A 12361-nucleotide genomic window follows, 5' to 3' on the forward strand; every position below is an offset into this window, starting at 1 on the left:
TCCCACAGAGCCCCTACAGAAACATGGGCCCGGCCCGCCTGTGGGAGGCGCTTCAGCGGCGACCTTCGGCGCGTCCAGGTTGATCGCGGCTGAAGCCGCTCCCACAGACCTCCCAGAGAGCATGGGCCCGGCCCGCCTGTGGGAGGCGCTTCAGCGGCGACCTTCGGCGCTGCCAGGCTGATCGCGGCTGAAGCCGCTCCCACATCCCCTCCCCCTTCGATGGGGGAGGGCCGGGGTGGAAGGCCCTTCAGCGCCGCGCGCCGCCTGCAGACGCGCTCAGTAACTCTCGCGCCGGTAAATCATGTTCCCGCCACTGCGATAGATGCCGAAGGTCGCCCTTGCCTTGGGATCCACCATGCCCGCCCCGGTCCAGGGAAATTCCAGCCAGGCCGGCACGTCGAGGGTGAGGTCCACGGCACCGCTGTTGCCGGCACCCGGTGCAGAGAGGCTGATGGAACCCCGGCCATTGGCGAAGCTCACGCCGGTCACGGTGGTCTCGCCCGGGTTGAGGTTGCGCAGCCAGTTGGAGAAACTCACCTGGCCGGGGGTAAAGCTGCTGCAGTTGTCGTCACCGTTGGCGCGGAACACCGTGCCGTCGAACCACTCCGCAACCATGGGCACCGCAAGCGGCAGCCGTTCCGAGCCGTGGGCGTTCACCAGCCGCAGGCGGCCGAAGCGGAAGGTGTTGCCGGCGTCGAAGGCGATCCCGCCTGCGCCGCCGAACACGGCGGGCGCCGCGGTGGCGATGATGCCCTGTTCCGGGCCGTTTTCGCTGGCGTCCTGCACGCTGAGGCTGAGAGAAATGTTCGCGTTGAAGGGTGCCGGCCAGGGCGCACTCGCGGGACGGGTGTAGGTGAGCGTATCGCTGCCGTTGACCAGCACGGAGCCGGTGCCGTCGTTGTTGGAGAGCATTGTGGATGCGCCAATGTTGACGGTGAGGGCAGGCGTCGCGGGAACGGACGTGTAGCTTTGGCTCACATCCGAAGCGGTGAGCTTCCACAGACTGCCGGCGTAATTCACCGTGGTGCCGCCGGCGGCGTTCTTCGCGGCGATGGTGGCCACCGGCGCCGTGACGTAGCCGAAAGGCTGACCGATATAGGTGAACGCGCGCGGGGCGCACGCCGTGGTGTTGAACGTTTTGAATTGGGGCGTGTTGGCCGGGGCGAGATCGAAATGGTCGGGCACGAAACGGCCCACCGTCTGGGCCGCGCCGGGAATGGTGCGGTCCGCCGCGGTGGAACCATCCGCCGCGTCCACCGCGGCGAAGCTGGCATCCTCCAGCCGCACACTGATCACCCCCACCTCCGAATAGGTGGCGCCATTGCTCACCACCGTGCCCGAGCTGGCCGTCCACCCCCCGGTAGCGAGGGCACCCGGGCTGCAGGACGCGGGCAGACTGCACGCCACCACCACCGCAGCAGGGGCGCCGTCGTAGCGGGTCGTGACATTGCCGGACGCATTGAGCGCCGTGGCGGTGAGCGTGAAGGGCCTGCCCGCCTTGTGCACCACGCCGCCGGCTGCGCTGCCGTTGGCAAGCAGCCGCGCCGTGCCGGGTGTTTGCCAGTCGGCATCACGCGCCGACCAGCTGAGGCTTGCCGGGCGGATGGCGAAGTTGTCCGTGGAACACCCCACCACACTGGGCGTGCCCGTTGCGGGGTAGCTCACCCGCACGCGCACCTCACGCCACGCCTCGTTTTCCTGGAAGGAGACCGTCTTCCGGCCGTTGTCTCCCGCCGCGAACACCGGGTTCGGGCTCAGCGTCTGAATGACCGTCCAGCTGCTGCGGCAGCCGTTGCCGTCGAGCGGACCGGTGTTGTTGCTGGCATCCAGCAGTTCCACCTTGACAGTGCCGGTGAAGGCAGTCTCGATGGCGGTCTTGGGAACGTTGAGGGCAATGAGATCGAGGGTGAACGCCTGGCCGGCAATCTTGGTTTTGATGAAGCCGGTGACGGCACCGGCCGGCGTTGTCGTGTCATAGGCATTGAAGCCGCCAGGCGTCACCGCCCGGGTCGAGGGCGTCCCCAGGGTGGCCGGCACCACACTCCACTCGACGTCGTCGATGTGATACCAGCTGCGGTATTCGAAATAGCTTTTGGCGACGATCTCCAGTGTGATCGTCTGGCCCGCATAGGCAGTCAACGGCGTCGTTACCGTGAACCAAGGTTCGCTGCCGCGGAGGAGCGTCATCCCGGATCGGTGGTTCCCGTTTGTATCCGTATCCCAGCCGTTGTACTGGCCCCAACCTGAGTTTTTTTTTCCGGCCTTATTCAGGCCCAAGTTCGGGCTGAAGGGATATGTGGTGTAATTGTTCGCGGGAGGGCCGACCAGCACGGTGGTCGTCGCTCCCAAGAGGCGCACCCGAATGTAATCGTAGTCAGCCGCGTTGTTTTCTGAACTGTCCCACCCCTCCACCCGGTAGCGCAGGGTCAACGTCCCCGGATTGGTGGCGGGGACGGAAATCGTGCGTGACAACATGACCGCGATTCCATCGAAGCCATTGGGTTCGTTGTTGGTGCGCGCGCCCAGAAGATAGGAAAAGTTTCCGCTCCGGGGCGTGCCGTCCGTCAACTTGGGCGGCGTCCCGTTGCCCGCGGTTGCGCCGTCGGTCGTGACGGAAACGGTTTCGCTGGGCCGCACTTGCGCGTCAAACACGGAACTGGCCTTGGTCGCCGTCCATCCCGGCGGGTTTTGCGTACCCGATCCGCCCACCTCGAAATTACCGTTGATGGGCGGCTGCGGATTGGCAGTCTTGGGGCCGTTGGCTGTGACGTCGAAGTAAATATAGTAGGTCGTCGGGCCGGCGTCCTGCAGCAGGAAGCGCAGTTCCCCACGCGCATTGCCGGTGGCGTCGGTTGCGCCGGCATACACCGCGTCGGTCCATTCCTGGGTGGCGGCGAGCGTGGCGTCGTCGGCGCGGACGACCCGCCATGAATTGGCATCGAACACCCCCGTAGCACCCACGGCCGTGAGCAAGGCCGCGAAGTCCACGTCCACCTTTATGGTGCTGTTTACCGCCGCACCAGCCGGCACATTGATGGGTACGCGATAGTTCCAGGCGTTGTTCCACCAGGCAGACGCCGACCCCGCGAACCCGAGACATGCCAGCAGCAAAGCTCCCAGCGCCACCCGATTGGCCATCAACATGCGCCTCCCCCCGCTGCAGTACACACCGCCACATCCGCCGTCATCACCCGTTCCACGTAGTAAAGCGCGCCGGGCGTGCCGGTTTTGGCGGTGCTGACGATGGAATACACCCGCACCGTGTTGCCAGCCTCATCAAAGGGGCTGGAGGTGCAGACGACCGTGGTGGTGAAATCGGCCAGATCGCCGGTGAAGTTGAGGGTGGCGGTGTGGCTGCCCGCGGTGCAGCCGTAGGCGGCGGTGTTCTTCACCGCCTGCCAGGTGGCCCATTCCACGCCGGCGCGCGCCGCAGCCAGGGCCCGTGCGCCCTGCAGGTCCAGGGTCACCGCGCTGTGCTGGGTGGTGGACAGGCTCACCATGAACGCGCCCAGGGCGGCGAGCACCACCACCAGAAAGATGGCCGCGACCGTGGAAAAGCCCCGCTGCCTCATGGCTCGTTGTCCACGTGCACGGTGTGGTAGAGGGTGACGCTCTCGCCGCCATCGCTCAGGGTGAGGGCGAGTTCCAGCACCCCGGAGCGTTCCGTCACGCCTTCCAGATAGCGGAAACTGCATGCGCTCACCCGGGTGGCGAGACGCGCCGCCTGCACGCCGGCCAGCCCCGGCAGCGCGGCGGCGCCGGGCTGCGCGGCCTGCATGGCGTAGCCCCAGTAGCGCCACAGGGTGCCGGTGGTGAGGTCGCAGGCATAGCTTACCGGGCCTTCCACCACCTGGAAGCGGCTCGCGGGCGAGGCCAGGGGAAACTGCTTGGCGGCGATGGTGACCTGGCTCTGGGGCCCCGGCGCGCCGGTATAGGCGGCCAGCGTGTCGCCGGCATAGGCATTGGCGCCGGGGACGTTGGGCCCCAGGTTGTACACCGCGATGCGGTCGCCAGTCTGGAATGTCACCGCCGGTCCCAGGATGTCGAAGCCGGTGTCCGCCGTGGCGAAATCCAGCACATCGCCCGTGCCATCGCTCCGGGGCTGGGCGCGGTAGCGGCCGCCGGTGCGCGTCATCAGGAATTCCAACGTCCGGTCACCGTCGGTCACGCGCAGGGTGTTGGGCAGGGCGAGGCGCACGTCGCGGGCCATGCGGCGCAGGGCGGTGTCGGCGATGTCGGAGAGCTGGGCGCGGCGCGCGGTGTCGAAATAGCCTTCCACCGGCTTCCTGATGAAGACCGCCACCATGGCGGCAATGATGCCCGTGATGACGATCACCACGATCATTTCCACCAGGGTGAAGCCGCGCGCGGCACCCATGGCTAGGACCCCGTGTCCATGCGGAAACCGGAGACGGTGATGCTCTCGCCGCCGGGCGCGCTGACGGTCACCGTCACCCGCTTGCAGGCGGCCGCCGGCACCCCCGCCAGCGCCTCGCTGGCCACCGTGACGGCGACGCCGTAGGCGGCCAGCGCGGGGATGGGCGTGCCGGTGAGATCGTAGATGCCGCTGGAGGTGTAGCCGTTGTAGTCGGAGACGTCGTCGAACAGCGGCCGGTTGGCGGGCGTGGCCGCCCCGCTGAAGCCGCCCGGCGGATTGGCGAAATCCCGGAGCAGGATTTCCTCCAGCATACCCTCGGCGATGGCCAGCGCCTGCTTGCGGATCAGGGGGTCGGCGCTCTTCGCCGTGGTGAGGTTCATCACCGCCAGCACGCCCGCCACGGCCACCCCCACGATGACGATGAAGACGATCAGCTCGAGGAGGGAGAAGCCCCGCTCAGAAGTGCGCATAGCCTGTCTCCGCCTCCACGCTGAGGGTGCGGCTCACCCCCCCGCCGGTCACGGCATAGGTCGCCGCAGCGGAGGGCCGGCCCAGGGCATCGAAGGCAAGGCTTGCGGGCGCGGCCAGACTCACACCGGCCGGAACGGGACGTGCCAGCGCCCCGCCCGCGGGAGACGGCGCGGCCTGGCTGCAGGCGGCATCGAAGCACACCCGCACCTGCCCGCCGCCGGTCGTCACGTACACCGTGCGGTGCTGGGCCACGGCCAGCTTCTGGGCGAAGCGCACCGTCTGGGCCAGCTCGTCGGAAAAGCCGCGGGCATCGAAGGTGGCACGGTCGAAGAAGCGCGGCGCCACCACCACGGCCAGAATGCCGAGGACGACGATGACCACCACGAGTTCCACCAGGGTGAAGCCGCGCATGCCGCGAGTTCCAGGAAAAAAACGGGGCAGGGCCTGCGCCCGCCCCGCCCGGGTTGCCCTGCCCCACTCAGCAGCCGGTGGTGACGACCGTGATGGTCGGGGAGGTGACGGGATTGCCCGGCGTGGGATTCGGCGGCGCAGTGTAGCTCACCCGGCAGTTCGGCGCAGTACCCCCCACCACATCCAGGGTAATGTTGGCACCCGCGCCTGGCCCGCCCGCGCTGATGGTAAGGCCGTCGGCGGCAGCGTTGAGCTGGGCGGCAGTGATAATGCCCGCCCCGTTGGCCGTGGGATAGCCATTGATCAGCGTGACGTTGACGCCTTCCATCGTGATCGTTTGCGACCCGCTGAGGGGGGTGTTGGTGACCAGCGCCTGGGCATGGGCCAGTGCCGCCGCAGACCGGATGGCCCCGTAGATGCCCTGGGCCTTGGCGATGCGTGCCTGCTGCTGGGCATTGATGTAGCGCGGCAGGGCGGTGGCCGCCAGGATGCCCAGAATGGCGATGACCACGATGAGTTCGATGAGGGTGAAGCCACGGCTGTAGGCAGTCATGGGCTCGCTCCTTAACCAGTACAGGTCACAGTAACGGGCTGGCCAGTGCCACCTTTCTTGCTCTTGACTTGGCAGGTGTTCACCGTAGCACCAGCCGTGCACCCTGCCCCAAGGGCCGTCGTAGAACTCGTCCACTCGAAATCGTTGGTCCAGTCCACGCCGGTCACAAGGTTCTGGAGGTCCGCGCAGGTGGTCGTACTGTTAATAGTGGTAGTTCCACTACCGCCCGCCAGTTTTTTCGCGTAATTAATGGCCGAAGCACTGGCGATCGCACCCGCCACACCTTGGGCAGCCGCGTTACCAGCCTCCGTGGTCATATCAATGTATTTCGGCAGCGCCGTGGCCGCCAGAATGCCCAGAATCACGATCACCACCACCAGTTCGATGAGGGTGAAGCCGGTTTGCGCCTTGTGCATGATGCGTTCTCCTTTGGTTGCAATGCGTTGACGAAAAGCCTTCAAGCAAACTCCGTGCCACGGCCGCCCTGCCGCAGCCTTGGCCTTCAGCCGCCGAACCAGCGGTAGGGTTCCACCACCAGCCGGGCCGAGGGAATGGACTGAACTACGGCCTCGCCGGGAATTTCTTGAGGGGTGACCGCCTCCACCCGCACGCGCACGCGCTTTTCGCCGCCTGCGTCGGCCGTGAAGTAATCGCCCCGGTCCACGGCATAGACGAGTTCCCGGCGCCCGGTGTCGAAATACCAGCAGCCCCGGCAGTCGGGCCGCCTGCCCGGCCCGAACTCGCCCCGGTAGCCCGGCAGGGGCTCTTCCAGCCAGACCGCGGGATTGCTGCCGGCGAGGGCGGCAATTTCTGCCGTGCGGTTGGCCGCCACCAGCGCCGCCACCTGCAGCCGCACCGCCGCCTTCAGCATCTGGATGTTCTGCTCCACCATGGCCTTCTCCGCCTGCTCCCGCACATAGAGCAGCCGGTCGATGGCCGCGAGCCCCAGCAGGGCCACCACGCACACCACCACCACCAGCTCCAGCAGGGTGAACCCCCGGCTGCACTCCAACCTCATGGCTTTCCGTCCCGTTGTGGCCACCGCCCCTTCATTGCCCAGCCAGCCTGCCTTGCCGCTCCCTGTCGCGGCTGAAGCCGCTCCCACATCCCCCTCCCCCTCGATGGGGGAGGGCCGGGGTGGGGGTGGAAAACCTTCAGCAGCGGCCTTCAGCCGCCCATGCCCATCGCGGCTGAAGCCGCTCCCACAGGGCCTGGCCGCCGCTCAGAATGTGGGAGGCGCTTCAGCGGCGACCTTCGGCGCTGCCAAGTTGATCGCGGCTGAAGCCGCTCCCACAGGGCCTGGCCGCCGCTCAGAATGTGGGAGGCGCTTCAGCGGCGACCTTCGGCACCGCCTATCCCGCAAGCCCCATGCCCGGGGCCTCACACGCCCCGCCCGAGGGCCGCCCGGCCCAGATCCCAGATGGGCAGGAACACGCCGAGGGCGAGAACGAGCACCAGCACACCCATGCCCACGATGAGAATGGGTTCGATCTGGGCCGAGAGGTTCTTGACTTCGTATTCCACCTCGCGGTCGTACATCTCGGCGATTTCCTGCATGAGGTCGTCCACCGCGCCGGTTTCCTCGCCCACCGCGATCATCTGCAGCACCACCGGGGTGAACACGCCGCTCGCCACCGCGGTGCGCAGGATGGTCTCGCCGCGCTCCACGCCGTCGCGCATCTGCTCGATGCGCGCGCCGATGTAGTCGTTGTCCACCACCTTGGCCACCACCGACAGGCCCTGCACGATGGGCACGCCGCTTCGCACCGCCAGCGCCAGGGAACGGGCAAAGCGCGCAAGCGTGGCCTTGCGCACGATGGCGCCCACCACCGGCAGGCGCAGCTTGAACCGGTCCCACTGGTAGCGGCCGCGCGGGGTCTGGATCCACAGCCGCAGCCCAAGAATGGCGAACACGAGCAGCGCCAGCTGCACCGGCCAGGTGGCCACCATGAAATTGGAAAAACCAATCAGCAGCTGTGTCACATGGGGCAGCTGGGCGCCGAAGCCGGCATAGACCTTGGCGAAGGCGGGAATCACCAGCAGGTTGACGATGACGATGGCCACCGCCATGGCGATCACCACGAAGGTGGGGTAGCGCAGCGCGGCCCTGATCTGCTCCCGGGTGCGGCGCTCGAAGTCCAGGTGATGGAACAGGCGCAGGAAGATTTCGTCGAGCCGCCCCGTCATCTCGCCCACCCGCACCATGCTGATGTAGAAGGGCGAGAACACGCCCTCGCGACGCAGGGCCACCGACAGCTCGCGGCCCGCATCCAGGCTGGCGCGCACATTGCGCAGGACCTGCGCGAAGCTGCGGTTGCTGGTGGATTCCTCCAGCCCGGCCAGAGCACGCAGGATGGGCACGCCGGCCTTGAGCAGGGTGTGCATCTGGCGCGAGAAGAGCAGGATGTCCAGCGGGCCCACCCGCGGCTCCAGGAGCCGGTTGAGCCATTCCGGCCGCTGCCCTGCGCGGGGCGCAGGCGCCGTGCGGATTTCGATGGGTGTGACGCTGATGGTCATGAGCTGGTCGGCCACCGCCGCCGGGCTGGCGGCCTCCAGCGTGCCTTCCACCAGCTCGCCGCGGGGGTTGCGGCCCTTGTATGCGAATACCGGCATGGCGGTCCGTTGAATACCTGGGGTTGACCGTCACAAGTCACGCCCGGCGTAGCCAGACTTGCGACTTGTACCTTGTGCCTTGAAACTGTTTTTATTCGTCCAGCGCGCTGCTCACCCGCATGGCCTCGGCGATGCTGGTGCGGCCGGCCAGGGCCAGCTCCACCGCGGCGCGGCGCAGGGTGCGGCCCGTGAGCTGTTCCCGCCCCAGGCGCACGAAACCCTGCGTGTCCTGATGGTTGAGCGCTTCCACCAGGGGGCCGGTCATTTCCAGCATTTCGTACACGCCGGTGCGGCCCCGGTAACCGGTGCCGTTGCAATGGGTGCAGCCGCGCCCCTGCACCCAGCGCCGGTGCGCCGCCTCTGCGCCCAGCTCCAGCTCCAGCCAGGCGAGTTCATGGGGCAGGGGCGTGTAGTCGGTGACACAGCTGTCGCACACCAGACGCAGCAGCCGCTGGGCGAGCACGGCATGCACCGACATGGCCACCATGTAGGGCGGCACGCCCATGTCCAGCAGCCGGATGGGCGTGGAGACGGCGTCGTTGGTATGCAGGGTGGAGAGCACCATGTGGCCCGTCATGGCGGCACGCATGCCGATCTGGGCGGTCTCCTGGTCGCGCATCTCCCCCACCAGCACGATGTCCGGATCCTGGCGCAAAACGGTGCGCAGCACGCGCGAGAAGGTGAGATCGATCTTCTCGTTCACCTGCACCTGGTTGATGCCGGGCAGACGGTACTCCACCGGGTCTTCCACGGTGATGATCTTGCGCTCCACGGAATTGAGCTCGGCCAGCACCGAATAGAGGGTGGTGGTCTTCCCCGAGCCGGTGGGGCCGGTCACCAGCACCATCCCCTGGGAGCGGTGGAAGATTTCCCGAAAACGTTTCAGCATCTCCGGCGGGAAGCCCAGCTGCTCCAGGCTCGGCACACCCTCGTCCTGGTTGAGCAAACGCATCACCACCGACTCGCCATACTGGGTGGGCAGGGTGGAGATGCGCACGTCCACCGTGCGGTTCTTCACGCGCACGTGGAAGCGTCCGTCCTGGGGCAGGCGCTTTTCCGAGATGTCCAGCCCGGACATGAGCTTGAGCCGCAGGGCCAGGGCGGTGGCGATCTTGGGGTCTACCTCGGTCTGCAGGTGCAGCACACCGTCGATGCGGAAGCGGATGCGCAGGGTCTTTTCCTGGGGTTCGATGTGGATGTCGGAGGCCCGCACCTGGGCCGCGTCCTCGAACACGGTCTGCAGCAGGCGCACCACCGGTGCGTCTTCCAGGCTGGGGGTCGCGCCCAGGAGACCAAAATCCACCGCGGTATCCCCCAGGGACACCTCGAGCTCATGGGCCAGATCGGCGATTTCCTCGGTGCGCCGGTAGAGGCGGTCGATGGCGTCCATGAGCTGGCCTTCGTTGACCACCGCCAGGCTCAGGTCCCGCTTCAGGATGCGCGCGATTTCGTCGTAGGCGAACAGGTCGGTGGGATCGGCCATGCCCACCAGCGCGGTATTGCCCTTGGCCTCCATGACGATGGCGCGGAAGCGTCGGGCCTGCGTTTCCGGCAGCAGCCGCACCACCTCCGGCCGCAGCTGGTAGAACTTGAGATTGATGTAGGGAATGTTGAGCTGGCGGGCAAGCGCCTCGGAAATCTGATCCTCCGTGACGAAACCCTGCTCCACGAAGATGCGCCCCAGCTTGCGCCCGGTGCGTTTCTGCTCCTCCAGGGCGAGCGCCAGCTGCTCCTGGGAGATGAGCTTCTGGTTGACCAGGATCTCCCCCAGCCGGACTTTTTCAGGCCTCGCCACCGCACCCCCTGACAAAGTTCAGATTACACTTCATATTCGTTTTGCATATTCTTGATTTGGCTACACTAACGCTTTTTGTCCGGAGGCGCAAGGCAATGTTTCACCTGGTCCTCTACCAGCCCGAAATCCCGCCCAACACGGGCAACATCATTCGACTCTGTGCCAATAGCGGCACCACCCTGCACTTGGTTGAGCCCCTGGGCTTCCGGCTGGAGGACAAACAGCTGCGCCGGGCGGGGCTCGACTACCACGAATTCGCGCGGGTCACCGTTCATCCCGACTGGGCAACCTGCCGCCGGACGCTGGCAGGCAGCCGGCTGTTCGCCCTCTCCACCCGCGGCACCTGCCGCTACAGCGAAGTGGCGTACCGGCCCGGCGATGCCTTCCTCCTGGGGCCGGAGACCCGCGGCCTGCCGGACGAGCTGCTGGCCGAGTTTCCACCGGAACGGCGCCTGCGCATCCCCATGCTGCCCCACTCGCGCAGCCTCAACCTCTCCAACGCCGCCGCCGTCGTCGTGTTCGAAGCCTGGCGCCAGAACGGCTTTGCCGGGGCCCTCTAGCGGTGGGGTCATTAGCGGCGGGGTCAGGTCTTTACTTTAGGGTCATAGCGGCGGGGTCAGGTCTTTACTTTATAGTCAAGCGGTAGTTGGCATTGAGCACGCCGCGCGCAACTTCCACGCCCCCGTCGAGGGGGGAAAGGACTGGAGCGAGGCCTGTGGGAGCGGCTTCAGCCGCAATCAGGCTGGCGGCTGCCGGTTCACCGCCAAGGGACCTTCCATGTCTTGCCGCTCGTGGGGACGGAACGTGGCGGCGGCTTTGACCGAACGGCTTGACTATAAGGTAAAGACCTGACCCCCTTTGTGATGGTGACCCCCTTTGTGATGGACCCCATTTGTGCTGCCCCCCCTTTGTGATGAGCACTCCCTTGACCGCCGACCTGCCAGCAGGGTCGGGACTTGACAATCTCAGCTGCAGGAACGAGAATGCGAATTACTCGCATTACCGACATCTTCCCGAAAATGAACCAAAGCCTTGCCCCTGGTGCCCCCCGGCAAAGCGCCGGCTACCTAATCCTGGACCGACGTCAGCCCATCCCCAGCGAGCGGCTGTTCGGGCAGACGGGCGAAGTGCGCATCCTGCACCGCGGCGAGGAATATCGCCTGCGCATTACCCGCGCCGGCAAGCTGATTCTGACGAAGTAAGCCCATGCTAGCCAGCCAGTTCCGGACCGCCGGAGCCAGCCAGCCAGGATTTTTTTATTCCGGAGAAAGGAACTGGCATGAAACGAACCCCCCTGCTTGCCGGCGCGCTGTTGGCGCTGGCGCTGCCTGCCCACGCGGATGAGAATCTGCTGGGCTACACCACGGGCGCCGAGACCCTGCCCCAGGGTGCAGCGGAAGCTTACCTCTGGCTCACGGACCATCGGGGCAAGCGCCAGGGACACTACGAGTCCCAGCACCTGCGCCTGGAATACGAGTACGGCTTCACGGACACCCTCTCGGCTGCCATCTATCTCAACGGCTACCGCCACGACTACGACGGCAGCCCGGTTCCGGGGGAGATGGACGGCGACCTGAAGCAATCCCGCCTGAGCGGCATTTCGGCCGAAGTGAAAAAAATGCTCGCTTCCCCCTACAAGCAGGGCCTCGGCATCGCCCTCTACGGCGAACTGACCTACGACAGCATCGACTCCGTCACCGGCGAAAAGGTCGACGCCTGGGAGCTGGAAGGCAAGCTCATCTTCCAGAAACCTTTCCTCGACGACCAGCTGCAGTGGGTCACCAACCTGGAACTGGAAGCGGAAACCACCCGGCCGCGCGATGGTGGGGAGCGGGAAGATGCCATCGCGCCACGCCTGCGCACGGGCGTGTCCTATCGCTTCGCACCCAACTGGTTCGTGGGCTTTGAGGGCTGGGGGGATGTGGAATACAGCAGGACCCCGGGCGAGAGTTGGAAACGCGCCCATTGGGACGTGTTCGCCGGCCCAAGCCTGCATTACGGCGGGAAACAGTGGTGGGCCACCCTCACCTACGTGAAGCAGCTCGCCGGCTCCGACGAGCGCGACATGAGCAGGGGGCTGCACCTCGCGGATCACGAAAAGCAGGAGATCCGCCTCAAACTCGGCTACAACTTTTGAGGC

13 protein-coding genes are annotated in these 12361 nt (G+C 66.5%); 3 read left to right on the plus strand and 10 right to left on the minus strand.

Translation table 11 applies throughout. The annotated features are described in order from the left end of the window. Nucleotides 1–276: 276 nt before the first annotated feature. The 10 genes from ACZ42P_RS06325 to ACZ42P_RS06370 form a co-directional block, all read right to left on the minus strand. Nucleotides 277–3144, minus strand: coding sequence for a DUF6701 domain-containing protein (locus tag ACZ42P_RS06325; RefSeq protein ID WP_464899234.1), 2868 nt, complete (start codon nt 3142–3144; stop codon nt 277–279). Then, nucleotides 3138–3572, minus strand: coding sequence for a hypothetical protein (locus tag ACZ42P_RS06330; protein ID WP_464899235.1), 435 nt, complete (start codon nt 3570–3572; stop codon nt 3138–3140). The genes ACZ42P_RS06325 and ACZ42P_RS06330 overlap by 7 nt, the downstream gene beginning before the upstream one ends. Beyond that, nucleotides 3569–4378 (minus strand): prepilin-type N-terminal cleavage/methylation domain-containing protein, encoded by an 810-nt coding sequence (locus tag ACZ42P_RS06335; RefSeq protein WP_464899236.1) that lies wholly within the window; start codon nt 4376–4378, stop codon nt 3569–3571. The genes ACZ42P_RS06330 and ACZ42P_RS06335 overlap by 4 nt, the downstream gene beginning before the upstream one ends. 2 nt (nt 4379–4380) lie before the next feature. Beyond that, nucleotides 4381–4848, minus strand: a complete 468-nt coding sequence (locus ACZ42P_RS06340; protein WP_464899237.1) for a prepilin-type N-terminal cleavage/methylation domain-containing protein — start codon at nt 4846–4848, stop codon at nt 4381–4383. After that, the gene (locus ACZ42P_RS06345; RefSeq protein WP_464899238.1) at nt 4835–5260 is read right to left on the minus strand and encodes a GspH/FimT family protein; all 426 of its coding nucleotides are present in this window, start codon (nt 5258–5260) and stop codon (nt 4835–4837) included. Before ACZ42P_RS06345 ends, ACZ42P_RS06340 begins: the two co-directional genes overlap by 14 nt. Nucleotides 5261–5327: 67 nt before the next feature. Further along, the gene (locus ACZ42P_RS06350; RefSeq protein WP_464899239.1) at nt 5328–5813 is read right to left on the minus strand and encodes a prepilin-type N-terminal cleavage/methylation domain-containing protein; all 486 of its coding nucleotides are present in this window, start codon (nt 5811–5813) and stop codon (nt 5328–5330) included. A gap of 11 nt (nt 5814–5824) precedes the next feature. Further along, complete coding sequence (locus tag ACZ42P_RS06355; RefSeq protein ID WP_464899240.1) at nt 5825–6229, minus strand: type II secretion system protein; 405 nt, start codon at nt 6227–6229, stop codon at nt 5825–5827. An 86-nt stretch (nt 6230–6315) separates the two neighbouring features. Continuing rightward, nucleotides 6316–6831, minus strand: coding sequence for a prepilin-type N-terminal cleavage/methylation domain-containing protein (locus ACZ42P_RS06360; protein ID WP_464899241.1), 516 nt, complete (start codon nt 6829–6831; stop codon nt 6316–6318). 362 nt (nt 6832–7193) lie between these two features. Beyond that, nucleotides 7194–8426, minus strand: coding sequence for a type II secretion system F family protein (locus ACZ42P_RS06365; RefSeq protein ID WP_464899242.1), 1233 nt, complete (start codon nt 8424–8426; stop codon nt 7194–7196). Between the two features lie 91 nt (nt 8427–8517). Further along, a complete protein-coding gene (locus tag ACZ42P_RS06370; protein ID WP_464899243.1) occupies nt 8518–10221 on the minus strand; it encodes a GspE/PulE family protein in 1704 nt (567 codons plus the stop codon). A 95-nt stretch (nt 10222–10316) separates the two neighbouring features. Between ACZ42P_RS06370 and trmL the strand changes: the two genes are divergently transcribed. From trmL to ACZ42P_RS06385, 3 genes are all read left to right on the plus strand, one after another. Beyond that, nucleotides 10317–10781 carry a tRNA (uridine(34)/cytosine(34)/5-carboxymethylaminomethyluridine(34)-2'-O)-methyltransferase TrmL gene (gene trmL / locus ACZ42P_RS06375; RefSeq protein WP_464899244.1) on the plus strand — a complete coding sequence of 155 codons (465 nt, stop codon included), beginning with the start codon at nt 10317–10319 and terminating at the stop codon, nt 10779–10781. A 423-nt stretch (nt 10782–11204) separates the two neighbouring features. After that, nucleotides 11205–11423: a hemin uptake protein HemP gene (hemP, locus tag ACZ42P_RS06380; protein ID WP_464899245.1), complete on the plus strand. Its 219-nt coding sequence runs from the start codon at nt 11205–11207 to the stop codon at nt 11421–11423. A 77-nt stretch (nt 11424–11500) separates the two neighbouring features. After that, entirely contained in the window at nt 11501–12358 is an 858-nt protein-coding gene (locus ACZ42P_RS06385; RefSeq protein ID WP_464899246.1) for a DUF6662 family protein, read from the plus strand. Nucleotides 12359–12361 lie beyond the last annotated feature (3 nt).

The sequence above is a fragment of the Thiobacter subterraneus genome (assembly GCF_055379455.1).

What these genes read in the sequence shown, in the direction of transcription:
- ACZ42P_RS06325 (WP_464899234.1), bottom strand. Translation starts at nt 3,144, where the DNA reads ATGTTGATGGCCAATCGGGTGGCGCTGGGAGCTTTGCTGCTGGCATGT.
- ACZ42P_RS06330 (WP_464899235.1), bottom strand. Translation starts at nt 3,572, where the DNA reads ATGAGGCAGCGGGGCTTTTCCACGGTCGCGGCCATCTTTCTGGTGGTG.
- ACZ42P_RS06335 (WP_464899236.1), bottom strand. Translation starts at nt 4,378, where the DNA reads ATGGGTGCCGCGCGCGGCTTCACCCTGGTGGAAATGATCGTGGTGATC.
- ACZ42P_RS06340 (WP_464899237.1), bottom strand. Translation starts at nt 4,848, where the DNA reads ATGCGCACTTCTGAGCGGGGCTTCTCCCTCCTCGAGCTGATCGTCTTC.
- ACZ42P_RS06345 (WP_464899238.1), bottom strand. Translation starts at nt 5,260, where the DNA reads ATGCGCGGCTTCACCCTGGTGGAACTCGTGGTGGTCATCGTCGTCCTC.
- ACZ42P_RS06350 (WP_464899239.1), bottom strand. Translation starts at nt 5,813, where the DNA reads ATGACTGCCTACAGCCGTGGCTTCACCCTCATCGAACTCATCGTGGTC.
- ACZ42P_RS06355 (WP_464899240.1), bottom strand. Translation starts at nt 6,229, where the DNA reads ATGCACAAGGCGCAAACCGGCTTCACCCTCATCGAACTGGTGGTGGTG.
- ACZ42P_RS06360 (WP_464899241.1), bottom strand. Translation starts at nt 6,831, where the DNA reads ATGAGGTTGGAGTGCAGCCGGGGGTTCACCCTGCTGGAGCTGGTGGTG.
- ACZ42P_RS06365 (WP_464899242.1), bottom strand. Translation starts at nt 8,426, where the DNA reads ATGCCGGTATTCGCATACAAGGGCCGCAACCCCCGCGGCGAGCTGGTG.
- trmL (WP_464899244.1), top strand. Translation starts at nt 10,317, where the DNA reads ATGTTTCACCTGGTCCTCTACCAGCCCGAAATCCCGCCCAACACGGGC.
- hemP (WP_464899245.1), top strand. Translation starts at nt 11,205, where the DNA reads ATGCGAATTACTCGCATTACCGACATCTTCCCGAAAATGAACCAAAGC.
- ACZ42P_RS06385 (WP_464899246.1), top strand. Translation starts at nt 11,501, where the DNA reads ATGAAACGAACCCCCCTGCTTGCCGGCGCGCTGTTGGCGCTGGCGCTG.